The following is a 22,019-nucleotide window of genomic DNA, read 5'->3' on the forward strand; positions in this document are numbered from 1 at the left end:
CACCTCATACCGACACCTCCGGCGCCGGCACTGCGTGGACCATCGCTCGGTCGTATTTGTGCGGCGGGAACTTCATCGCGACACCTCCAAGGTCGGCACCGCGTCGATCAGGGCGCGGGTGTACTCGTGTTGCGGGTTGTGGAAGACGTCGTCGACCGGGCCGGACTCGACCACGGCGCCGTCGCGCATGACTAGGACCCGGTCGGCCAGGTGGTGCACGACGCCGAGGTCGTGCGAGATGAACAGCAACGCCGTGCCGTCGGCAGCGCGGATGTCGGCCAGCAGGTCGAGCACCTGCGCCTGAACCGACACGTCCAGCGCCGACACCGGCTCATCGCAGATGATCAGCGACGGCCGAGGGGCCAGCGCCCGCGCGATGGCGACCCGCTGCCGCTGCCCGCCCGACAACTGCCGCGGATACCGATCAAGCACCTCGGCCCCCAACCCGACGCGCTCGAGCAACTCCACCACTTGTTCATTCCTGCGCGAACGAGCAGCTTCGCTCAACCACGGCCACGACCGACGCCTCACATTGGCTGTTTGTGCGCGTTCGAAAGTCGGTGAGTGGCCGTTCGTGAGCGAAGCCGGCGGAAGTGCTTCTTCGACGATTCGGCGAACGGTCCAGCGCGGGTCGAAGCCGGACAGCGGGTCTTGCGAGATGAGCTGGAGGCGGCGGCGCCGCGGACGACGCCGCCGCTCCTTGAGCCCGGTCCATGGCGCGCCCTCGAACGCCACGGTCCCGGACGTGGGCGCGGTCAACCCGAACAGCAACTGGGCGACCGTGGTCTTACCCGAACCCGACTCCCCCACCAGCCCGACGATCTCGCCCCGCCGAATCGTCAGGTCGACCCCGTCCACGACGGTGTGCGCCCCGTACCGCTTGTGCAGCCCCGAGGCCTCGACAATCACGGCGGGAGGGCCCGAATCGAACAGGGCGGGTGCCACCGCCAACTCATCCGCGACAGTCACGGTCGAAGCGCGCCCTGTGGACGGCGCAGCCACGGCCGCACCCCCGGTGGATGCGACGCCTGTGAGCGCAACGCCCGCAACCGCAACACCTGTGGACGCCGCACCTGTGAGCGCAGCACCTGTGGACGAAGCGCCCGTCGAAGCAACGCCTGCGGATCCAGCGCCTCTCGACGCAGCGGTTGTGAGCGCATTCCTAGTTGGTGCAGGGCTCGTGGACGCAACGCTCAAAAGCGGATCGCCCGTGGACGCAACGCCTGTCGACGCAGCGCCCGTGGACGTAGCACCCGTGAGCGCAACGCCTGTCGACGCCGCATTCATGGATGCAGCAACGGTCAACGCAACGCCTGTCGACGCCGCGTCTATAGACGAAGCGCCTGTGGATGCCGCACCTGTGGACGCGGGCGATTTTGCTGCGGGAGCTGTCAGCGGCGGAGCGGTTGGGGATGAGAGGCGGCGGCCGCGGGAGGCGGCTGAGGGGACCGCCGCCAGCAGTTGGGCGGTGTAGGGGTGTGTCGGGGCGGTCAGCAGGGTTGAGGTCTCGCCGGACTCGACTATTCGGCCGTCCTTCATGACCAGGACTCGGGTGGCCAGGCGGGAGACGACCGCAAGGTCGTGGCTGATCAGCAGGAGTGTGTCGCCGGTGGCGCGGCGTTCGGCCAGCAGGTTCAGGATCTGGGCCTGGACGGTTACGTCGAGCGCCGTCGTGGGCTCGTCGGCGATCAGCAAGGGCGGGGCGGCGGCGATGGCGGAAGCGATCAACGCCCGTTGGCGGAGGCCGCCCGAGAGCTGGTGTGGATACTGGGCGGCCCGGCGCTCCGGTTCGGGGACGTGGACGGTCGACAGCAACTCGCGGACCCGGGCCGGTCGGTCGTTGCGGTTGCCAATGCTGTGCACCTTCAGCACCTCGCTGATCTCGGCGCCGACTGTTCGCAGCGGGTCGAGGGAGACGAGCGCGTCCTGCATGACCAGGCCGGCGAAACCGCCGCGCAGTTTCTGCCAGTCGAAGGGGCCGGAGCGGCCGTCGATCTCGAAGCGGGAACTGCGCACTCGCGCGTTGTGGCCGGCCAATCCGACCAATGTGCGCGCGGTGACGCTCTTGCCGGATCCCGACTCCCCCACGATGGCTACGCACTCGCCTCGGTGGATGTCGAGGTCGATGCCGCGTACGGCGTGAACGTCGCCCCGGCGGTGCGGGAACGTGACATGCAGGTCGCGCACCGAAACCAGCAGATCGCTCATGCCTGCCTCCCCTTGAAGCGCCCGCGGGCGATAGCGACGCTCTCGAAACGGATATCCACAACCACCGGAAGGAGATTCACGCCGACCTCCCCTCGAAGCGGCGTTGCAGGCGGCGGCCGACGACAGTCAGCGAGATGACGGTGAGGGTGACGACCACGCCGGGCAGGACCGTGGTCCACCAGGCGACGTTCAGGTAGCCGCGGCCTTCGGAGAGCATCGCGCCCCACTCCGGGGACGGCGGCTGCGGTCCCATGCCGAGGAAGCTGAGGCCGGCCGCGGCCAGGATGGCCTCGCCCAAGCCGATGATGGCGAGCACGGGAACCGGGCCGAGAACGTTCGGCAGTACGTGTCGCAGCACCAGCCGGAGGCGGGAGTCGCCGAAGGCCACGGCCTGAGTCACGTAGCCGGCCTGGCGCACCACGAGCGTCTGGGTGCGCACGACCCGGGCGTAGTTGGGCATCGTGGCCAGGCCGATCGCGATCACCAGGCCGACCGTCCCGGGCCCGGCCACAGCCACGAAAAGGAGCGCCAGCAACAGCAACGGGAACGCGGAGAGCGCGTCGAACGACCGGCTGAGCGCCTCGTCGGCGTACTTGTGGGCCAGCCCGGCCAGCAAACCGAGCAGAAGCCCGATGCCGACCGCGATAGCCGTCGCCACCACGCCGATGAGCAGGGAGTGGCGAGCGCCGTGGACGACACGCCCAAAGACGTCACGCCCGAGCTGGTCGGTGCCGAACCAATGCGCCGCACTAGGCGCCTCAAGCACGTGCAACGGATCGGCAGCCAGCGGATCGCCGGCGAACAGCGAGGGCGTAACCGCCGCGACCAATGCCAACACCAGAAACCCGGTCGCCGCGGCCACGCCACCACCCGACGGCCTCCGCAACCGAACCGACAGCGGACGCTCGAGGGCGATCGTCATGTCAGCTCCTCCCATCAACGAGCAACAACGTCCAACAGGCGACCAGCGAACGCCGGCAAACGCGCAACAAACGAACAGTCACGACGACCACCCCCGCACAGCGAGCAGCAAACGCCGACGAACGCGCAACAAACGCACAGTCATGTCAGCTCCTGCGCAGGCGTGGGTCGATGACCAGGTAGGCGAGGTCGGCCGCCGTGTTGATGACGACGTACACGAAGGCTGAGAAGACGACGACGGCCAGCACCACGGGCAGGTCCTCGCTCGTCACGGCCTGCAGCGTCACCTGGCCCAGCCCGGGCCGGCCGAAGACGGTCTCGATGATCACCGCGCCGCCCAGGAGGATGCCGAACAGCCAGCCGATCAGCGTGATCACCGGCAGCAGGGCGTGGCGCAGGGCATGCCGTACGAGCACGGCCCGCTCGCCCAGGCCGCGCGCCCGGGCCGTCACCACGAACGGCTCGTCGAGCGCCCGGTCGATGCCGTCGCGCAGCACCTGCGTCAGCACCCCGGCCACCGGCAGCGCCAGCGTCAGAGCCGGCAGCACCAGCGCCGCGACTCCCTGGTCGCCCGACACCGGGAACCAGCCCAGCCGGAACGAGAACACGCTGAGCAGCACGATCCCGATCAGGAAGGACGGCGTCGACACCAGCACCAGCTCCGCCGTCGAGCTGACCCGGCGGGCCCACGGCCGACGGGTCGTCACGGCCAGCACCAACGCCAGCAGGATCCCCAGCACCGCCGCGGTCACCGCGAGCGTGAGCGTCGGCCCGATCTGGTCGGCGATCACATCCCGTACGGGACGTTGCAGGAGGTACGACCGGCCCAGGTCACCCTGCGCGGCCCGCCACAGGTAATCCACGTACTGAATGACGGCGGGCCGATCCAAGTTCCATTCGCGGACGATCTGAGCGCGGATCAGCGGGGTGTCGGCGCCGTCGCCGATGATGCTGTCCACGGTGTCGCCGGGCGCCGCGAGCAGCGCCAGGTAGGCGGCGGTCGCGGCGGCCCACAGAACGACCAGCCCGGTGGCCAGGCGGCGGAGCACGATCACTTGCTCAGCCAGACGGTGTAGGCGCTGCCGGGAACGCCAGCGGTCGGTTCGAACTGCAGCCCGCCCACCTTCTTGGACGCCGCGATCTGATCGGCCGGCGCGTACAGCGGCAGGATGAGCGAGTCATCGGCGATCACCTTTTGCTGCAGGTCGCGGTAGACGGCCGCGCGAGAAGTAGCATCCTGAGCCGCCTGGCCCTTGTCGAGCAGCCCGTCGATCCCCTTGTCCTGCACGCCCAGCCGGTTGATGGCGCCGTTCGAGGCGAGCAGCAGGTTGAGCGCGGCGCCGGCGTCGGTGTCGGCCCGCGAGTTGTCGAAGACCTCGTACTCGCCCTTCTCCAGCGCCGCCGTCGCCGTGCCCTGGTCGACCACCGAGACCTGCAGGTCGATGCCCGCGCTCTGCTTGACCGCGGCCTGCACGGCCTGGGCCAGGATCTCGCGGCGATCGCGGACGAACGGCGCCGACTGCACGAGCCGGACGGTGAGCCGCTTGCCGTCCTTGACCCGGTAGCCGTCGGCGTCGCGGGTGTTCCAGCCGGCCGCGTCGAGGGTCGCGTTGGCCCGTTCGGCATTACCGCCGTACGTGCCTTCCAGCGACTTGTCGTACAGCGGGCTGGTCGGCCCGATCACGCTCCAGGCCCGGGTGGCGGTGCCGCGGTAGACACCCTTCAGCACGGTGTCGACGTCGAGCGCGTCCCGGAACGCTTGGCGAACCTTGATGTCGTCGAACGGCGCATGCGTGACGTTGAAGTAGTAGCTGTACGCCGATCCCGAGTTGAGCCCCTTGCTCAGCGTCAGCGACGGATTGCCGGTGATCTGCGCCTGGTCGGTGGCCGGCACGCCCTCGATCACCTGCACCTGGCCCGAGGTGAGCGCCCCCACGCGTACGGAACTCTCTTTGAGGAACCGGTAGGTGACCTCGTCGAGATAGGCCGGGCGGTCGCGATAGCCGGGGTTCTTCTTGTAGTGGATCTCTTGGCCGGGCGTGTAGCGGTCGAGGACGAACGGGCCGGTGCCGGCCAGGTCCGTGCCGCCGGCCTTGAGGTTCTTGGCCTCCTTGAGCGACTTGGGCGACACGATCGCGCCCTGCGGCGACGACAGGAAGTCGAGGATCAGCACGTCCGGCCGGGTGAGGTTGTACTTGACGGTCGAGGCGTCCACGACGTCGACCGACTTCAAGTTCTTGAGTTGTACGGCGGCCACGGCCGGGGCGTAGCCGTCGGCGAGCAGCTGATCGATGTTGGCCTTGACGGCCGCCGCGTCGAACGTCGTGCCGTCGCTGAACGTGACGCCGGTGCGCAACTTGACGGTGTAGGTGAGCCCGTCGGCCGACGCCTCGTAACCACTGGCCAGCCACGGCACGTAGCCGCCCTTGTCGTCGTGGGTCAGCAGCGACTCGAAGTTGTTCCAGACCAGCAGGCGCGCCTTGGCCTGTGCGTACTGATGCGGGTTGAGGGTGATCGGTTCGGTCTCGATGCCCCAGGTCAGGGCGCCTCCGGAGACCGGTTCGCCGGCTGCGGCGGAGTCGGTGCCACCGCTGCCGGAGCAGCCCGCGACGAGCGCGGTTGCCACGGCGGCGATCAACAGGGAACGGCGACGCATCTCCACCTCCAGGTGAACGGACTCTCTTTTTCCTATAGCCGAACTAGGATATAAGCAAGGGGTCAACGGCTTCTGTCTCAGATAGCGGTGAGCATGAAACGACCTGCGGTCACCCTTGCCCTCTGTCTCGCCGCCGCGTTCACCACGCTGCTCGACCAGTCCAGCCTCAACACCGCCGTACCAGCTCTTCGGGCCTCTCTGAGCGCCGGCGAGGGCTCGATCCAGTGGATCGTCGCGGGCTATTCGCTCACCTTCGGACTGGCCCTCGTGCCCAGTGGCCGGCTCGGCGACGCGCACGGCCGCAAGTGGCTGTTCGTGGCCGGGATCACACTGTTCAGCAGCGCGGCCATCGTCGCCGGCACGGCACAGGAGGCGTGGGTGGTCGCGGCGGCGCGGCTGCTGCAGGGCGTCGGGGCGGGCACGGTCAATCCGCAGGTGCTCGGGATCATCCAGGAGACGTTCGAAGGACAGAAACGAACAAGAGCCTTGGGCGCGTACGCCATTGTGGGCGGCATTGCCGGCGTGATCGGCCCGATCGTGGGCGGCAGCTTGATCGGTGCGCTCGGTGATGCGTACGGCTGGCGCAGTGTGCTTCTGCTCAATGTGCCGTTCGGATTGATCACGGTGCCGCTGGCGATCCGCTGGTTCCCGCATCACACACCGGCGCGCCGGGAAACAGCCGGCCTCGACCTGCCCGGCCTGGCCCTGCTCGGCGGCGTGATCCTGTGCCTGCTGCTGCCTTTCACCATGCCGCGGGCCCAGGCGGCTCTCGCGCTCGCGCCGGTGCTGCTCGTCGCCCTGATCGCCTGGGAACGCCGGTACGCGCGGACCGGCCGGACGCCGATTCTGCTGCCCGCGCTGCTCCGGTCGCGCGGATACCGTACGGGAACGCTCATCGCGACCTTCCAGTTCGGAGCGGCACTGTCGGCATCGCTGGCCATCACGCTCCATCTGCAGGAGAAGCTGGGCTGGTCGGCGTTGCACGCGGGCCTCACGATGCTGCCCGGCGCCCTCGGCTTCGCCCTGCTGTCGTCGGTCGGCTGGCGATTCGCCGGCCGTCGCAACATCCTGTGGGCGCTGATCGGATCTTTGATCGCCGTGCTGTCGTCCATCGCCGTGCTTCATGTCGTGAACGACCAGTGGTTGAGCGTCTCGCTCGCCATCGCTCAATTCGCGAGCGGTGCGGCGTCCGGTCTGATCACTTCGCCCAACCAAGCGCTCACTTTGATGCACGCGCCGCTCACTTCGGCCGGTCTGGCCGCCGCCTTCCTGCAACTCGCGCAACGCGTGTCGGCCACGATCGGCACGGCGGCGGTGGCCGGCGTGGTCCTCGGCGCCGGCGGGCTCGCACCCATCTCGTACGGATTGGGCATTTGCGCAGCCATGCTGGCCGCCGCCGTCGCTGTGGCCGCCCACGACCTCGTCCGGGACTCGTTGACAAGTTCGTTAAACATATACACCCGATAGGACTTGAGGGTTTTGCGGTCGCCCACCTAGCGTCATCGGCAACAGCCCTCCCCGGAAGGACCCTCGTGAGTCTTCTGTCCTCGGCTCGCGCGGCGACCGGCCGCCCGAGCGACGAACCGCCGCCACCGGACGACCTGGTCGTCGTGCCGGCCCGGCACCCGTGGCGCTGGATCGCCGCGGCCGCCGTCCTCGTCCTGGTCGCCCAGTTCCTGCACGGCCTGATCACCAACCCGGGCTGGGACTGGGGCACCTTCTTCGGCTACTTCTTCGAGAAGTCCGTGATGGACGCGCTGCTCATCACGCTGCAGCTCACCTTCGCGGGCGCCGTGCTCGGCTTCGCCGGCGGCATCGTGCTGGCCCCGATGCGGCTCAGCAAGAACCCGGTGCTCAAGTCGGTGAGCTGGGGCTTCATCTGGGTCTTCCGCTCGGTGCCGCTGCTGGTGCAGCTACTCTTCTGGGCCAACCTGGGTTACCTGTACGACCGGTTGCAGATCGGCGTCCCGTTCGGGCCCGGCTTCTTCAGCTTCGAGACGTCCACCCTGGTCAGCGCGTTCGGCGCGGCGCTGCTGGGCCTGGCGTTGCACGAGGCCGCGTACGCCGCCGAGATCGTCCGAGCCGGCATCCTTTCGGTCGACTCGCGGCAGCTCGAGGCGGCCGCCGCGCTCGGCATCCCGCGGTTGCGCCAGTTCCGCCGCATCCTTCTCCCCCAGGCCATGCGGGCGATCCTGCCCAACGCCGCCAACGAGCTGGTCAACCTGCTCAAGAGCACCTCGGTGGTCTACGTGCTGGCCATCGGCGAGCTGTTCTACCAGGTGCAGGTCATCTACGGCCGCAACGGGCGGGTCGTGCCGCTGCTGCTGGTCGCGACCGTCTGGTACGTGATCCTGACCGCCGCCCTGTCGGTGCTGCAGCACTACGTCGAGCGGCACTACTCGCGGGGGTACGTCCGATGATTGAGCTGACCGGTGTCACCAAGTCCTTCGGCACGCTCGAGGTGCTGCACGACGTCGACCTGACCGTCCCGGCCGGCAGCGTCACCGTGATCATCGGGCCCTCCGGCTCGGGCAAGTCGACGCTGCTGCGCTGCATCAACCACCTCGAGAAGGTGGACCGCGGCCGGGTCCGCGTCGACGGCGAGCTGATCGGTTACCGCCGGGTCGGCAACAAGCTGCACGAGTTGAGCGAACGACACATCCTCAAGCAGCGGGCGAACATCGGCTTCGTCTTCCAGACGTTCAACCTCTTCCCGCACATGACCGCGTTGCAGAACGTGCTCGAAGCGGTGGGCAAGCAGGCCGAGCCGCGCGGCCGCGAACTGCTGGCCCGGGTCGGGCTGGCCGACAAGGTCGACGCGTACCCCCGTCAGCTGTCCGGCGGGCAGCAGCAGCGGGTGGCGATCGCCCGCGCTCTGGCGCTCGACCCGAAGCTGGTGCTGTTCGACGAACCCACGTCCGCCCTCGACCCCGAACTGGTGGGCGAGGTGCTCGACGTGATGCGTGACCTGGCCCAAGCCGGCACCACCATGGTCGTCGTCACCCACGAGATCGGCTTCGCCCGCGAAGTGGCCGACACCGTCGTCTTCCTCGACGAGGGCCGCCTGGTCGAACAAGGCCCGCCGTCCGAGGTCCTGGACAACCCCCAGCACGAACGGACCAGGGCATTCCTGTCCAAGGTCCTGGTCTGACCGCCTCCCCACCCTTTGGCACCGCCCCTTCTTCAGGAGAAACACATGCGTAGAAGAACCGTCCTGCTGGCCGCCGCGCTCACGTCCGGGCTCGTTGCGATCGCCGGCTGCTCCGCCCCGGAGGAGGCACCGAAGGCCGCTGCCGCCATCGACACCGACACGGGTCAGACCGTGAAGATCAACGACGGTCCCGATCAGCAGCGCATCGTGCCGGCCAAGGTCGACGCCATCGCCAACCTGGTTCCCGAGGCCATCCGTACGAAGGGCAAGCTCACGGTCGGCGTCGGGGCGGCCGGTGCGGGCTTCCCGCCCCTGGCGTTCACCGCCACCGACAACAAGACGCTCATCGGCAGCGAGCCCGACATCGCGGTGGCCGTGGCCGGCGTACTGGGCCTGGAACCTGACCTTCAGAACACCAGCTGGGAGAACCTGTTCATCGGGCTCGACAGCGGCAAGTACGACCTGGGCGCCTCGAACATCACCGTCACCGAGGAACGCAAGCAGAAGTACGACTTCGCCACCTACCGCAAGGACGAGCTCGCCTTCGAGGCCAAGAAGGGCAGCGGCTGGAAGGTGACCGGCCCGAAGGACGTGGCCGGCAAGAAGATCGCCGTCGGCTCCGGCACCAACCAGGAGAAGATCCTCGTCGAGTGGAGCGAGGAGGCCGTCAAGCAGGGCCTGCCCAAGGTCGACATCAAGTACTACCAGACCAACCAGGCGACCTACCTGGCCCTCGGGTCGGGCGCGATCGACGGCTACCTCGGGCCCAACCCGACCTCGGCCTACCACGTGGCCACGGCCGGGCAGACCGAGATCGTCGGCACCTACTCCGGGGCCGGCTCCACGCTGCAGGGCAAGATCGCGATCACCACGAAGAAGGGCAGCGGGCTGGTCGAGGCGTACGCCGCGGCGATCAACGAGCTGATCAAGTCGGGCGACTACCAGAAGATCCTGGACCGCTGGAACCTGGCCAACGAGACCGTGGACACCTCCGAGATCAACCCGCCCGGCCTGCCGATCGAGGGGAAGTAACCCATGCCGAATCTGCATCTGGCCGTCGCTCTGGACGGCGCGGGCTGGCATCCCGCCGCCTGGCGCGAACAAGAAGCGCAACCGGCGGACATCTTCACCGCTCGTTACTGGACAGGTCTGGTCGCCGAGGCCGAGGCGGGCAAGCTCGACTTCGTCACCATCGAGGACGCGCTGGGCGTGCAGAGCGACGACCCGGCTCACGTGCAGGGGCGGCTGGACGCCGTGCTCATCGCCTCCCGGGTTGCTCCACTCACACACAACATCGGCCTGGTGCCGACCGCGACCGTCACCCACACCGAGCCGTTCCACATCTCCAAGGCGATCGCCACGCTCGACTACGTGAGCCGGGGCCGGGCCGGCTGGCGGGTGCAGCTTTCGGCGCGGTCGAACGAGGCCGCGCACTTCGGCCGGCGGCAGATCCCGGCGCTCGATCCCGCGAACCTGGACCAGCAGGTGGTCGCCGATCTGTTCGACGAGGCCGCCGACTACGTAGAGGCGGTGCGGCGGCTCTGGGACAGCTGGGAGGACGACGCCGAGATCCGCGACGCCGCCACCGGACGGTTCATCGACCGCGACAAGGTTCACTACGTGAACTTCGAGGGCCGGTTCTTCTCGGTGAAAGGCCCTTCCATCACGCCGCGGCCGCCGCAGGGCCAGCCGGTCGTGACCGCGCTCGGCCACGCCGAGATCCCCTACCGGTTCGCCTCACGCGCGGCCGACGTCGCGTATGTGACGCCGACGGATGTGGACAACGCCCGGCAGATCGTCGGTCAGGTCGACGTGAAACACGTCTTCGGAGACCTGGTGGTCTTCCTCGAGCCGACCTCGCCGGGCTTCACGGTCGAGCCGTTCACGTCGGACGCCGCGGTCTTTTCCGGTACGCCGTCACAACTCGCCGACTTGCTGCTGGAGTGGCAGGCGGCCGGGCTCACCGGCTTCCGGCTGCGCCCCGGGCGGCTGCCGGCCGACCTGCGCGGGATCACTCGGGGGCTGGTCCCCGAGCTTCGGTCGCGCGGCGTTTTCCGTACGGAGTACGAGGCGTCCACCCTGCGCGGCCTGCTCGGTCTTCCACGGCCGGCCAACCGCTACGCCGAAGGAGCCCGCGTTGCCTAAGCAGATCCACCTCGCCGCGCACTTCCCCGGCGTCAACAACACCACCGTCTGGAGCGACCCGGCGGCCGGCAGCCACATCGAATTTGACTCCTTCGTCAAGTTGGCCCAGACGGCCGAGCGCGCCAAGTTCGACTTCTTCTTCCTGGCCGAGGGCCTGCGTCTGCGCGAGCAGGGCGGGCAGATCTACGACCTGGACGTGGTCGGGCGGCCGGACACGTTCACCGTGCTGGCCGCGCTGGCCGCCGTCACCACCCACCTCGGGCTGGCCGGCACCATCAACTCCACCTTCAACGAGCCGTACGAGGTGGCCCGGCAGTTCGCCAGCCTCGACCACCTCTCCGACGGGCGGGCCGCCTGGAACGTCGTCACCTCGTGGGACGCGTTCACCGGCGAGAACTTCCGGCGCGGCGGCTTCCTGGCCGAAGGTGACCGGTACACGCGGGCGACGCAGTTCCTCGAGACGGCCAAGGAACTCTTCGACTCATGGCCGGCCGACGCGATCGCGGCCGACAAGGCGAACGGCGTGTTCCTGCGCGATCCGCACGCCGGCGAGTTCCGGCACACCGACCAGCACTTCGACATCGCGGGCCGGTTCAACGTGCCGCGCAGCCCGCAGGGCCGCCCGGTGATCCTGCAGGCCGGCGACTCCGACGCGGGCCGCGAGTTCGCCGCGGCCACCGCCGACGCCATCTTCAGCCGGCACGGCACGCTCCAAGAGGGCCAGAAGTTCTACGCCGACGTCAAAGGCCGCCTAGCGACGTACGGCCGTGAGCGCGACGAACTGCTCGTCCTGCCCGCGGCGACGTTCGTTCTGGGCGACACGGACACAGACGCGCAAGAGAAAGCGCGCATCGTGCGCAAGCAGCAGGTCAGCGGGGCCACCGCGATCAAGTTCCTCGAGCAGCTGTGGAACCGGGACCTTTCCGCGTACGACCCCGACGGCCCGCTGCCGGAAGTCGACCCCGACGTGTCCGACCAGCACATCGCCCGCGGCCGGGCCAGCGTCCGCATGCACCGCGACCCGATCGCGGTGGCCAACGAGTGGCGCGAGCGGGCCACCGCCGAGAAGCTGTCGATCCGCGAGCTCATCATCGAAGTCACCGGGCGGCAGACGTTCATCGGCTCGGCCACCACGGTCGCCGACTCGATCAACGAGCTCGTGCAGCAGGACGCCAGCGACGGCTTCATCCTGGTCCCGCACGTAACCCCGGGTGGTCTCGACGAGTTCGCCGACACGGTGGTTCCCCTCCTGCAGGAACGCGGCGTCTTCCGCACCGAGTACTCCGGCCCCACCCTGCGCGACCACCTGGGCCTGGCCGTGCCCGACCGCCCCATCCGCGAGGTGGCGTGATGAGGACGCCGACGGGCGGAGACCACTACGGGCCGGTCGAGGTGGTCCGATGACGGCCGTCTCGTCGTCCACCAACCTGGACGGCAGCCAGCCCCGACGGGAACGCGTTGCCGACAACCTCGGCGGCGCCGAGTACGCCGTTCTGGACAATGCGGTCTGGGAGTCGTTGCGGGGCACCCACTCGCGGTTCGCTCAGTTCTACGGCCGGGCGGTGCGGTATCAGGTCGACGTGGCGCCGTTCCATGCGTTGGAGGACCCGGAGGATCCGCAGGCCTGGGCCGACCTCGCCGAGCTGACCGGTCCGGCCGCCGAGGTGGCGGTGGCCGGACCGGTCCCGGCGGAGCACCCCGGCTGGCAGCTAGCCGGCGAGGTAGGCGGGGTGCAGCTCGTGGACGAGTCGTTGCGCGCCGAGCCGTTCCCCGAGGCACGGCTGCTGGGCCCGCCCGACGTGCCGGAGATCCTGGACCTGATCGAGCGCACCCAGCCCGGCCCGTTCCGGCAACGAACGATCGAGCTTGGCACGTATCTGGGCGTACGGCGCGAGGGCAGGCTCATCGCGATGGCCGGCGAGCGCCTGCACCCGCCGGGCTGGACTGAGATCAGCGCCGTCTGCACCGACCCGGCCCACCGCGGCCAGGGCTTGGCCACCCGCCTCGTGCGCGCGGTCGCCGCCGGCATCCGCGACCGCGGCGAGATCCCGTTCCTGCACACGTCGGCCGCCAACACGAACGCCATCCGCCTGTACGAGTCGATCGGCTTCCGCCTGCGCAAACGAACAACCTTCGCCCTGTACAAAAGCGCACTCTGATCGCTTGCGCCAACAACGCTCACTCGTTGAGCGTTCGCGCAGCAACGCTCACTCAGTGAGCGAACGCGCAACAACGCTCACTCAGTGAGCGAACGCGCAACAACGCTCACTCAGTGAGCGAACGCGCAACAACGCTCACTCAGTGAGCGAACGCGCAGCAACGCTCACTCGCTGAGCGCTCCGGGCGGGGCGGTCGGCGAGTGAGCGTTTGCGATGAGCGTTGATGAGCGAACGGTCAGACTCGGGACAGGGCGCGGTCGCTGACGATGCACTGCATGCCGAACTGGCGGGCCCGGCGGATGGCGAAGTCCGTGAGGCCCGGGTCGTCGGCGTAGTCCAGCGCGTACAGGTCTAGTTCGAGCCGCAGCAGCTGCTCGGCGATCTGGGCGTGGAACTCCAGCACGTCGGGCGGCCACGGGGCGTAGCCGTCCTCGGTCCAGCGGGCCGAGAACGACTCGAACACCACGCCGTCGACCAGTTCGGCCAGCCGGGGCAGCATGCCGAAGCCGCGGTTGGCCAGGATGTACGCCGACTCCGACACCGCCCGCACGGCCGCGACCAGGGTGAGCAGGTGCGGCACGTCCTCGGGGAAGGTCAGCTCGACGTTGAGCGTGTCCAGGAACAGCCCGTCGAACCCAGCCGCCAGCGCCGCCCGGGCCTGCCCGACCACGTGCGACACCCAGCCGGGATGGTCCACGTGCACGAACTTGCCGCCCCAGTCGGGGTTCACCTCGACGCGCTGCCAGTCGGCGGGCGGCCCGGTGTCCTCGGACAGGGTCAGGTAGGCCAGGCAGTGCACGCCCTTGCCTTTGAGGTACGCGATCTCCTCGGCGTTGTAGAAGTCGGGCTGCAGCACCACGCGGGGATATTCGGCCAGCTCCAGCAGTTTGCCGTTGCCGTAGTAGAAGCAGATCGGCGCGCGTTCCTCGGTCATGCCGGCCTCCCGTGCTCCGCGTACCAGGCGTACGTCGTCCGCACGCCTTCCTCCAGCGTCACCGACGGCTCGTACCCGGTCAGTTCCCGCAGTTTCGACAGGTCAGGGCAGCGCCGCCGCACCGATCCAGGCGGCGCGGACGAAGGCGAGATCGCGGCAGTAGTGCCGGACACGCGTAGCACCAGCTTCGCCAGGTCGCCGATGTTCGTCTCCTCGCGGTCGTTGCCGATGTGCACGATCTGGCCGGCCGCCTCGGGCGTGGCCATCAGCCGCACCATCGCCTCGACCGCGTCGTCGACGTGGCAGAACGCGCGGAACTGGTCGGCTCCGGGCACCCGGAACGGGTCCTCGCCGGAACGCGCGCGGAGCGACATCTCCGGGATCACGTGATCGGCGCCCATCCGCGGCCCGTACACGTTGTGAAAGCGACCGACGACAGCGTCGAACCCTTTCGCGCGCGCCGTGTGGATGAACGCCGCCTCACCGAGGAGCTTGCTGGCCGCGTACGCGAATCGGGGTGCAGTTATGTCGGAGATCATGGTCGGGATCTTCTCGGGCGTGGGCACGGGGACGATGCCGGCGTCGACCCCGCCTGCGTAGACCTCGCTGGTCGACGCGAAGAAGACCCGCTCCCCCGGTTCGATCCAGTCGAGCAGGTGCATCGCCACGAGCGTGTTCACCCGGACGACCCGCGCCGGATCCTTCTCGACGTTGCGCACCCCGACGACGGCGGCGAGCAGGTAGATCTGGTCCCAGCCGTGTTCCAGCCCGGCGTAGAAGGCCGGATCGGTCAGGTCACCCGAGATCACGTTCACGTCCAGCGCGCCGAGGTCGCTGTCCGAGCGCCCCCGCGAGAAGTCGTCGACGATCGTCACCTCGTAGCCGTCGGCCACGAGCCGCCGGGCCAGGTGCAGGCCGATGAAGCCGGCCCCGCCGAGCAGGAGCGCCCTCATGCGGTCACCTCGGCCGGCAGGTAGCCGAGCCCGGCGTAGCGGATGCCCAGCTCGCGGATGGCTTCGCCGTCGAGGATGCGCCACGAGTCGAAGACGAGCGCCGGACGCGCGTCGCCGAGCAGAGCGCTCACGTCGAGCGCCCGGTAGTCGGGGTGGTCGTTGATGACCAGCACGGCGTCGCTGTCGGCGAACGCCTTGTCGAGGCTGATCGGGTCGCCGCCGTACTGCCGCACCACCTCGGCCGTGACCATCGGGTCGTGCCCGGTGACGGTGATGCCGGCCGCCGAGAAGATCGGCATCATCGTGGCGATCGGCGTCCCGCGCATGTCGTCGGTGGGCGGCCAACCCTTGTACGCCCATCCGAGCACCGCCAGCCGCAGACCGCGCGTCTCCCCGCGCAATTCGCGCAGCAAACGAACAACAGTCTCGGCCACGTGCTTGGGAAGGTGCTCGTTCAGTGCGCGAGCCTGCCCGACCAGGAACGGCGTGTAGCCGCCGGCGCTGTCCAGCATGATGTACGGGTCTTTCGACAGGCAGCCGCCGCCCACGTACCCCGGCTTCGACAGGTCGGGCCGCGGGTAGTCCACATTGGCTGCCCGGATCACCTCGAGCGGGTCGAGCCCGTGCTGCTCGGCGATGAGCGCGATCTCGTTGCCGAACGAGTAGATCAGGTCGGTGTGGCAGTTGTTGGACAGCTTCACCAGTTCGGCCGCCTCCAGGCTGGAGACCGGCACGACGGTGTGCGCGAGGCCGCCGAAGAACTCGAGCCCGGCCTGGGTCGAAGCCTCGTCGAGGCCGCCCACGACCTGCGGCAGCTCGACCAGTTCGCGCAGCGCCTGCCCCTGGATGGTGCGCTCGGGCGCCATCACCAGCTTCACGTCGTCGCCCCAGGCGGCCCGCAGCTCGGGCAGCACGACCCGGCGGCTGGTGCCGACCGGCACGGTGCTGCGCACGACCACCAGCGTGCCCGGCTTGCAGGTGGCGGCGACGCTGCGCGCGGCGGCGGCCAGGTTGGCCAGGTTCGGGCGCCGGGTGGCCTCGTCGACCGGCGTCGAGACGCTGATGACGGCGACGTCGACGGTGTCCCGTGGCAGCGTCTCGGCGACGTGCACGTTCCGGCCGACCCGCTGCGCGAAGATGTCCTCCACGCCCGGTTCGAAGATGTGCGACCGGCCCTGCGCGAGCGTGTCGAGCACATGGTTGGACACGTCGGCGCCGTGCACGACGTACCCCTTGTCGGCCAGCGCGGCGGTCAGCGTCAGACCGACGTAGCCGAGGCCGACGACTCCGATCGTCTGTGGCATGCGGTTCTCCTCATTTCCTGGGGCAGGGCGGACCGGGACGGTCCAGGTCGAGCACGGTGACCGTGCCGGTGAAGCGTTCGGATGCGTAGTGGTCGCAAGCGGCGCGCACGTCGGCCGGCCTCGTCGCGTAGTCGACGCTGAGCACGAACTTGCCGGCGTCGCGCAGCGCCCGGGTGTCGGCCAGGTTCTCGGCGCACCAGTCCTCGGCGCAGCGCTCGTCGGTGGCTTTGAAGAACAGCTCCTCCATGCCGATGCCGTCGATCGCGGCGGTGTAGCCGGGCTGGTGCCGCAGTTCCGGCGAGTTCTGCGGGACGACCAGAAAGTCAGGGTCACGAGCTTTCGCGTACGCGCTGATGCGCGCGATGAGCGAGGCCATCTTCAGCGCGAGCGCGTTCCGGTCGTTTCCCTGAGCGAAGCTGAGCGAAATTTCCTCGTACGCCAACGGGGTGTCCAGATAGGCGCCGTCGAAGCCGGCCGACAGCGCGCGATCGATGCGCGAACGGACAACCGAGCGCCACCATCGCTCATCCCAGTAGCGCACGAAGTACTCGCCCGGCCAGTCGGTCCACTCGTTGGCGATCAGGTCCCGGTCGAGCCCCGGGTACTCCGGCCGGAAGTTCTCGATGCTGCCGATCTCGAAGTACGCGAGCACGCGCTTGCCGGTTGCACGAACATGAGCGATCTCGGCCGAAGTGAACCATCCGGAGTGTCCGTCGCGTGCAAGGTCGATCACCACCGTCTGATACCGGCCGGCGGCCAGCTCGTCGAGCCGGTCGTTCTTGTAGTTCTGCAGCTGATAGGCCCAAGCCGTCGGTTGATGCGCGGAGTTGAGCGAACGTGCAGGGTCGGCCGTCGGGTTGAGCGTTTGGTTGAGCGAACGTGCAGGGTCGGGCGTCTCGTTGAGCGAAGGTGCAGGGCCGGACTGCGCGGTTGTGAGCGAATCGTCGGGCGCGGGCGCCGGGTCGGACGGCGTGCTGCAGGCGGCGACGGCCAGGAGCACCGTTGCCGCGACCGTCACCGCCCCTCTCACGCGCCGGTCCAGATGCTGCTGATCGAGGCGCTCAGCGAATGCGCGGGCTTCCACCCCAGATCGGCGGCGACCCGGCTGATGTCGGCCTGGATCCAGTTGACCGCCGCCGAGCGTTGCGGCCCGGCCAGCGCCTCGAGGATCTCGCCGCTCCAGCCGGCCTCCTCGGTGAGCATCCCGACCGCCTCGCGTACGGTCACCGCCCGCCCGCTGCCGGCGTTGTAGACCCGCGACGGCACGGAGTCGGCGACCACCACGGCCCGGATCAGCGACGCCACGTCCCGCACGTCGACGAAGTCCCGGTACGCCCCCAGCGGCCCGAGCGACAGCGACGTCTGCCCGTCGCGAATGAGCGCGGCCACCCGCCCCAGCACGTTCTCGGCCGGCTGCCCGGCGCCGATCGGGTTGAACACCCGCAGCGACACCGCGTTCTCGGCCAGCGCGAACAACCGCGTCCCGGCGAGGTGGCTGATCCCGTACGCCCCCACCGGCTCCGTGCGGTCGTCCTCGCCGACGGCGGATCCGTGCGGCGTCACGCCGTACTCCCCCGCCGACCCCAGACGCACCAGCCGCGCATCCGGCGCGGCTTCGAGCAGCTTCGCCGCCACCATGGTGTTGGCCTGCACAAGCTGCGCGGAGGTGCCGGTCAGCGCCCCCACGCAGCAAACGACCACATCCGGCCGCTCCTCGCTCACCAGCTGCTTAAGCGAAGCGACATCACCGTTGACGAGGTCGTGCCGATCCCGCCCCGGGCACACCAACGAGCCCACGTCCGCGAGCGCCGCCCGCACGTGCCGCCCGATGAACCCAGACGACCCGAACAGCAGAATCCTCATGCCGCCACCGCCGAACAAGCCGCGTCCCGAAAGCCCCCGAGCGCGACGCCCCGAAAGCCCGCAAGCACCCCGCAAAGAATCCTCATACCGGCTCACCGGCCCGGTCGCGCAGCAGGATGGGCCGTAGCTGTTCGAAGCTGCGGTTCGCCTCGTCGTAGTCCTCCGGCCGCCCGATGTCGAGCCAGAACCCCGTGAACGGGTACGTCGACGGGTTGTCCCGTCGAGCCAGCAAATCGAGCACCAGCTCGTCGAATCCGAAGGGCCGCCCGGCCGGGTACGGAGCCAGCGTACGCCGGCTCATCCCGTACACGCCCATGCTCACCTGATACCGCAGGCTGGGCTTCTCGCGGAAGCCGACGATCTGCGAGGCCTCCACGTCGAGCACCCCGAACTCCACCTTGTGGGTGCGCTCGGCAATGGCCACGGTCAGCCCGGCGCCCGAGACCGTGTGCTGGTTGAGCAGGTCGGCGTAGTCGAGGTCGGTCAGCACGTCGCCGTTCATCACCACGAACTGCTCGGGCAGGCTGTCCTTGAGCGCGAACAGCGGCCCGACCGTCGACAATGGCCGGTCCTCCTCGATGTAGCCGACGCGCAGCCCCCACCGGGCGCCGTCGCCGACGAAGGCCTTGATGAGCGGGCCGAGGTGGTTGATGGCCAGGGTCACCGACGTGAACCCGCACGAGGCGAGCTGTTCCAGGACGATCTCCAGGATCGCGTGCTTGTCGCCGATGGGCATGAGGGGCTTGGGCAGCGTGGTGGTGTACGGGCGCAGCCGCACTCCCTTGCCTCCGGCGAGAATCACCGCGTGCATGCAGATCCGCTCCTTTCCAGTGGTCTACCGGTAGTGGCGCACCTGGCGGACGGACGGGGCCAGGCCGAGCAGGAACAGCGACAGCAGGGCGAGCACGCTGCCCCCGAAGAGCACCGTGTCGGTCAGTGGGGCGACCGGACGGCCGAGCAGGGCCACGACGCCGAGGTGCAGCGTCAGGGCGGCGATCAGCGAGGCGCAGAGCCGGCCGAAGTGCTCGAATCCGGCCAGCAGGAAGGCGACGTAGTAGGCGCCGGCGAGCAGGACGTGCGCGCCGATCATCACGAACACGGCCGGGTCGCGCGTCTGCAGCACCAGAATCAGCACCAGACCGAGCGCGGCGGCCACGCCCATGCACACGAGCAGTTCCCGGCCGATGCGCTGCCCGAGCCGCCGTTCGAAGTCGCGCGGGCTGCGGCTCGTCCGGGTCAGCTCGAGCGCGCGGCCGCGGAACCGCTCGGCCCGCCACTCGACGAACCCCATCGACAAGATCAGCGGGGCCACGGCGAGCGCGATGTCGATCCGGTTCGGCAGGTACGGCAGGGCGGCGTGCAGAAGCAGAAGGGCCGAAAGAATTCCGTACGCCGTAACGCCGGCAAGCTTCTTCCGGTCGTGCCCGAACGCGGGCTCCCCGCTGCCGTGCCCGCGGGTCGACCACAGCGCGGCGGCATAGGCGGCCGCGACCCCTGCCCCGCCCGTGATCAGCGCCGGCGCCAGGATGTCCTCGTTCACGAGATAGACCACGCCCGCCACCACAGCGGGCACCATCGCGAGCGCCTGCCACAGTTCCCGGCGATAGAACATGAGCACGGTCCCGGCCAGCTGGTAGCTCAGCTGCCCCGCGGCCAGGACGATCAGCTCCCAGGTGCCGCCGACGCACAACCCGATGAGCACGCCGACCGCGGGCGCGGCCAGCGCCGAGAAGCGGAGCAACCGGGCCGCCCGGTGCGGCCGGTTCGCGCCCAGCAGCTTGTACGCGGCATAGGCGACCGTCCCAGCGAGAGCCCAGCCGACAACGCCGGCCGTGGTCAGGGCGATCAGCGCGTTGCGCTCGCCCAGCACCGCCAGCACGGCCGGGAACACCGCGCTGGGCAGAGCGTAGAGCGGCCCGTGCAGCAGCAGCCGGGTCACCTGCCGGCGGCCGTGCCCGCTGGCGGCCGGCGCCGGCGGGTCGTCGGCGGGCGGACCGAGGCGGCGGAACACCTCCTGGGCCAGCGCGAAGACGTCCGGGAAGCCGTATTCGACGCGGGCGTTGCGGTCGGTGACGCCGTCGGCCTCCAGCGCCGCCGCCACCTGCAACGGTTCCACCGCCCGGGCCAGCACCGGCCGCACCCGGTCGACGAGCGTGTCCAGCGGGTCGGTGGAGATGCGGGGCAGGACGACCGGGTGGGTCGCCGGCGCCGCCGGGGCCTCCTTCTCGACGGTCATCGCAGACCAGCCCAGGCCGGGGCGGCCGGTCGCAGGCGCGGCAACGGGTTCGGTCCCTCGATCGGGCGGGCCAGCCGCTCGTAGACGTCCCGGTACATCTGCAGCGACTGCGCGAGCGTGAAGTGCTCGAGAACCCGCGCCCGGGCCGCGAACCCGAGGTTGTACCGCAGCTGATCGTCGCTCAGCAGCTCGATGCAGGCCTCGGCCACGGCCACGTGGTCGCGCGGCGCCACCACCCGGCCGGTGTCGCCGACCGCCTCGGCCACCCCGCCCACGTTCGTGCAAACCGTGGGCCGCCCGCACGCCATGGCCTCCACCACCGTGTACGGGAAGCCTTCCGAGATGCTGGTCAGCGCCACGATGCTGCCGGCGTGGTAGGCGTCGACGGCCCGCTCGATCCGGCCCTCCAGCACGGCCGCGCCGTCCAGCCCGAGCTCGGTGATCAGCGCCTGGCACGACTCGTGGTAGAGCCGGTTGACCGCGGGCGTGCCGCCGAAGATGCGCAGCCGCGCGGCCGGGATCTTCGCGCGCACGATGGCGAACGCGCGGATCAGCGTGTGCAGGTCCTTGAGCGGGTCGACCCGGCCCATGAAGGCGATGGTCGGCACGGCCGGCTCGGAGGTGGCGGCCGGGAAGTCGGCCGGCTCCACGCCGTTGTACATCGTCCACATGCGTTCCGGGTCGGCGCCGTTGTGCAACTGCCAGCGCCGGTTGTACGCCGAGTGCGGCGCGAGCACGTCGGTGATCAGGTACGCCGCGCCGGCCAGGGACCGGAAGAAGCTGAGCGCCATGACCCGTACGGCATGGGGTGCGTCGTCATGCAGATAGGCCATGTACCGCTCGCGCAGGTAGATGCCGTGCTCGCTCATCACCAGCGGCGTGCCGTGCTTCCACTTGGCCACCATCGCCACCAGCATCGACAGCCCGTTCATCGAGCAGTGCACGATGTCGGCCTCGATGGCCGGCGCGCTCAGCGGCCGCAGCATGTGCTCGAGCAGCCAGGTCGCCTGCACGGCGTCGGCCACCGTGGGCGGCGGGCCGGTCGACTCGACGCGCAGGTCGCGCCACGCGTCGAGCATCATCGTCACCGCCTCGTTCGAGACCAGCGCCTCGCCCAGGTCGCCGCCCGACTCGGCGTACTCCCACAGGCCCCGCAGGGCGAGCAGGAACAAGCCGCGCCCCTGTTCGGGCCGTACGGATTCCAGCGGTGTGATGAGCGCGCGCAGGAACATCTCGTACGGCCCGGTGAACGCGCTGCCGTGCCGGTCGCCCCGCCGCTTCGCGCGGAGCCCGCCCCACAACGGGATCGGGTGCACCCCGTCCAGGTTGGCCGGGCTGTCGAAGACCGACTGCTCGGAGCCGTCGACGGTGAGCGCGACGACCTCCCAGCGGTAGTCCGGCATCCCGCGGATGAGCTGCTCGCACCAGATGCTGACGCCGCCCATCGCGTACGGGTAGGTGCCCTCCGACACCAGCGCGATCCGCATGG

At 69.6% G+C, this 22,019-nt stretch carries 19 protein-coding genes; 7 read left to right on the forward strand and 12 right to left on the reverse strand.

Features of this window, described 5'->3' with window-relative positions; translation table 11 throughout:
- Positions 1 to 72: 72 nt before the first annotated feature.
- From OWR29_RS15030 to OWR29_RS15045, 4 genes are all read right to left on the reverse strand, one after another.
- Positions 73 to 2,208 carry a dipeptide ABC transporter ATP-binding protein gene (locus tag OWR29_RS15030; RefSeq protein WP_267563426.1) on the reverse strand — a complete coding sequence of 712 codons (2,136 nt, stop codon included), beginning with the start codon at positions 2,206 to 2,208 and terminating at the stop codon, positions 73 to 75.
- A gap of 76 nt (positions 2,209 to 2,284) precedes the next feature.
- Positions 2,285 to 3,130, reverse strand: coding sequence for an ABC transporter permease (locus OWR29_RS15035; RefSeq protein WP_267563427.1), 846 nt, complete (start codon positions 3,128 to 3,130; stop codon positions 2,285 to 2,287).
- 145 nt (positions 3,131 to 3,275) lie between these two features.
- The gene (locus OWR29_RS15040) at positions 3,276 to 4,184 is read right to left on the reverse strand and encodes an ABC transporter permease (RefSeq protein WP_267563428.1); all 909 of its coding nucleotides are present in this window, start codon (positions 4,182 to 4,184) and stop codon (positions 3,276 to 3,278) included.
- Positions 4,181 to 5,785, reverse strand: coding sequence for an ABC transporter substrate-binding protein (locus OWR29_RS15045; RefSeq protein WP_267563429.1), 1,605 nt, complete (start codon positions 5,783 to 5,785; stop codon positions 4,181 to 4,183). Before OWR29_RS15045 ends, OWR29_RS15040 begins: the two co-directional genes overlap by 4 nt.
- 93 nt (positions 5,786 to 5,878) lie before the next feature.
- Here OWR29_RS15045 and OWR29_RS15050 point away from each other — a divergent pair, with 93 nt between their 5' ends.
- The 7 genes from OWR29_RS15050 to OWR29_RS15080 all read left to right on the forward strand — a co-directional run bounded on the left by OWR29_RS15050 (position 5,879) and on the right by OWR29_RS15080 (position 13,240).
- Positions 5,879 to 7,252, forward strand: a complete 1,374-nt coding sequence (locus tag OWR29_RS15050; protein WP_267563430.1) for an MFS transporter — start codon at positions 5,879 to 5,881, stop codon at positions 7,250 to 7,252.
- A gap of 65 nt (positions 7,253 to 7,317) precedes the next feature.
- Positions 7,318 to 8,205, forward strand: coding sequence for an amino acid ABC transporter permease (locus tag OWR29_RS15055; RefSeq protein ID WP_267563431.1), 888 nt, complete (start codon positions 7,318 to 7,320; stop codon positions 8,203 to 8,205).
- On the forward strand, positions 8,202 to 8,936 hold the full coding sequence (locus tag OWR29_RS15060) for an amino acid ABC transporter ATP-binding protein (RefSeq protein WP_267563432.1): 735 nt from the start codon (positions 8,202 to 8,204) through the stop codon (positions 8,934 to 8,936). Before OWR29_RS15055 ends, OWR29_RS15060 begins: the two co-directional genes overlap by 4 nt.
- Before the next feature lie 45 nt (positions 8,937 to 8,981).
- Complete coding sequence (locus OWR29_RS15065; RefSeq protein ID WP_267563433.1) at positions 8,982 to 9,968, forward strand: ABC transporter substrate-binding protein; 987 nt, start codon at positions 8,982 to 8,984, stop codon at positions 9,966 to 9,968.
- A 3-nt stretch (positions 9,969 to 9,971) separates the two neighbouring features.
- The gene (locus OWR29_RS15070) at positions 9,972 to 11,081 is read left to right on the forward strand and encodes an LLM class flavin-dependent oxidoreductase (RefSeq protein ID WP_267563435.1); all 1,110 of its coding nucleotides are present in this window, start codon (positions 9,972 to 9,974) and stop codon (positions 11,079 to 11,081) included.
- Entirely contained in the window at positions 11,074 to 12,432 is a 1,359-nt protein-coding gene (locus OWR29_RS15075; RefSeq protein WP_267563436.1) for an NtaA/DmoA family FMN-dependent monooxygenase, read from the forward strand. Before OWR29_RS15070 ends, OWR29_RS15075 begins: the two co-directional genes overlap by 8 nt.
- Before the next feature lie 49 nt (positions 12,433 to 12,481).
- A complete protein-coding gene (locus tag OWR29_RS15080; protein ID WP_267563437.1) occupies positions 12,482 to 13,240 on the forward strand; it encodes a GNAT family N-acetyltransferase in 759 nt (252 codons plus the stop codon).
- A 235-nt stretch (positions 13,241 to 13,475) separates the two neighbouring features.
- Here OWR29_RS15080 and OWR29_RS15085 read toward each other — a convergent pair whose 3' ends face one another.
- The 8 genes from OWR29_RS15085 to pelF all read right to left on the reverse strand — a co-directional run bounded on the left by OWR29_RS15085 (position 13,476) and on the right by pelF (position 22,017).
- Positions 13,476 to 14,174 carry an endo alpha-1,4 polygalactosaminidase gene (locus OWR29_RS15085; protein WP_267563438.1) on the reverse strand — a complete coding sequence of 233 codons (699 nt, stop codon included), beginning with the start codon at positions 14,172 to 14,174 and terminating at the stop codon, positions 13,476 to 13,478.
- Positions 14,171 to 15,127: an NAD-dependent epimerase/dehydratase family protein gene (locus OWR29_RS15090; protein ID WP_267563439.1), complete on the reverse strand. Its 957-nt coding sequence runs from the start codon at positions 15,125 to 15,127 to the stop codon at positions 14,171 to 14,173. The genes OWR29_RS15085 and OWR29_RS15090 overlap by 4 nt, the downstream gene beginning before the upstream one ends.
- Entirely contained in the window at positions 15,124 to 16,431 is a 1,308-nt protein-coding gene (locus OWR29_RS15095) for a nucleotide sugar dehydrogenase (RefSeq protein WP_267563441.1), read from the reverse strand. The genes OWR29_RS15090 and OWR29_RS15095 overlap by 4 nt, the downstream gene beginning before the upstream one ends.
- A gap of 10 nt (positions 16,432 to 16,441) precedes the next feature.
- A complete protein-coding gene (locus OWR29_RS15100; protein ID WP_267563442.1) occupies positions 16,442 to 17,449 on the reverse strand; it encodes a glycoside hydrolase family 191 protein in 1,008 nt (335 codons plus the stop codon).
- 8 nt (positions 17,450 to 17,457) lie between these two features.
- Positions 17,458 to 18,294 carry an NAD-dependent epimerase/dehydratase family protein gene (locus OWR29_RS15105; protein WP_267563443.1) on the reverse strand — a complete coding sequence of 279 codons (837 nt, stop codon included), beginning with the start codon at positions 18,292 to 18,294 and terminating at the stop codon, positions 17,458 to 17,460.
- Between the two features lie 82 nt (positions 18,295 to 18,376).
- Positions 18,377 to 19,105: a sugar phosphate nucleotidyltransferase gene (locus OWR29_RS15110; protein ID WP_267563444.1), complete on the reverse strand. Its 729-nt coding sequence runs from the start codon at positions 19,103 to 19,105 to the stop codon at positions 18,377 to 18,379.
- Positions 19,106 to 19,129: 24 nt separating this feature from the next.
- On the reverse strand, positions 19,130 to 20,530 hold the full coding sequence (locus OWR29_RS15115) for a hypothetical protein (protein WP_267563445.1): 1,401 nt from the start codon (positions 20,528 to 20,530) through the stop codon (positions 19,130 to 19,132).
- On the reverse strand, positions 20,527 to 22,017 hold the full coding sequence (gene pelF, locus OWR29_RS15120; RefSeq protein WP_267563446.1) for a GT4 family glycosyltransferase PelF: 1,491 nt from the start codon (positions 22,015 to 22,017) through the stop codon (positions 20,527 to 20,529). Before pelF ends, OWR29_RS15115 begins: the two co-directional genes overlap by 4 nt.
- Between the last annotated feature and the right edge of the window lie 2 nt (positions 22,018 to 22,019).

It is taken from the genome of Paractinoplanes pyxinae (genome assembly GCF_026626335.1).
In the GTDB taxonomy this organism is placed as follows: domain Bacteria; phylum Actinomycetota; class Actinomycetes; order Mycobacteriales; family Micromonosporaceae; genus Actinoplanes; species Actinoplanes pyxinae.

Excerpts from the sequence above, each read along its gene's own strand:
- OWR29_RS15030 (WP_267563426.1), bottom strand. The coding sequence starts at position 2,208 with ATGAGCGATCTGCTGGTTTCGGTGCGCGACCTGCATGTCACGTTCCCG.
- OWR29_RS15035 (WP_267563427.1), bottom strand. The coding sequence starts at position 3,130 with ATGACGATCGCCCTCGAGCGTCCGCTGTCGGTTCGGTTGCGGAGGCCG.
- OWR29_RS15045 (WP_267563429.1), bottom strand. The coding sequence starts at position 5,785 with ATGCGTCGCCGTTCCCTGTTGATCGCCGCCGTGGCAACCGCGCTCGTC.
- OWR29_RS15050 (WP_267563430.1), top strand. The coding sequence starts at position 5,879 with ATGAAACGACCTGCGGTCACCCTTGCCCTCTGTCTCGCCGCCGCGTTC.
- OWR29_RS15060 (WP_267563432.1), top strand. The coding sequence starts at position 8,202 with ATGATTGAGCTGACCGGTGTCACCAAGTCCTTCGGCACGCTCGAGGTG.
- OWR29_RS15065 (WP_267563433.1), top strand. The coding sequence starts at position 8,982 with ATGCGTAGAAGAACCGTCCTGCTGGCCGCCGCGCTCACGTCCGGGCTC.
- OWR29_RS15070 (WP_267563435.1), top strand. The coding sequence starts at position 9,972 with ATGCCGAATCTGCATCTGGCCGTCGCTCTGGACGGCGCGGGCTGGCAT.
- OWR29_RS15080 (WP_267563437.1), top strand. The coding sequence starts at position 12,482 with ATGACGGCCGTCTCGTCGTCCACCAACCTGGACGGCAGCCAGCCCCGA.
- OWR29_RS15085 (WP_267563438.1), bottom strand. The coding sequence starts at position 14,174 with ATGACCGAGGAACGCGCGCCGATCTGCTTCTACTACGGCAACGGCAAA.
- OWR29_RS15090 (WP_267563439.1), bottom strand. The coding sequence starts at position 15,127 with ATGAGGGCGCTCCTGCTCGGCGGGGCCGGCTTCATCGGCCTGCACCTG.
- OWR29_RS15095 (WP_267563441.1), bottom strand. The coding sequence starts at position 16,431 with ATGCCACAGACGATCGGAGTCGTCGGCCTCGGCTACGTCGGTCTGACG.
- OWR29_RS15105 (WP_267563443.1), bottom strand. The coding sequence starts at position 18,294 with ATGAGGATTCTGCTGTTCGGGTCGTCTGGGTTCATCGGGCGGCACGTG.
- OWR29_RS15110 (WP_267563444.1), bottom strand. The coding sequence starts at position 19,105 with ATGCACGCGGTGATTCTCGCCGGAGGCAAGGGAGTGCGGCTGCGCCCG.
- OWR29_RS15115 (WP_267563445.1), bottom strand. The coding sequence starts at position 20,530 with ATGACCGTCGAGAAGGAGGCCCCGGCGGCGCCGGCGACCCACCCGGTC.
- pelF (WP_267563446.1), bottom strand. The coding sequence starts at position 22,017 with ATGCGGATCGCGCTGGTGTCGGAGGGCACCTACCCGTACGCGATGGGC.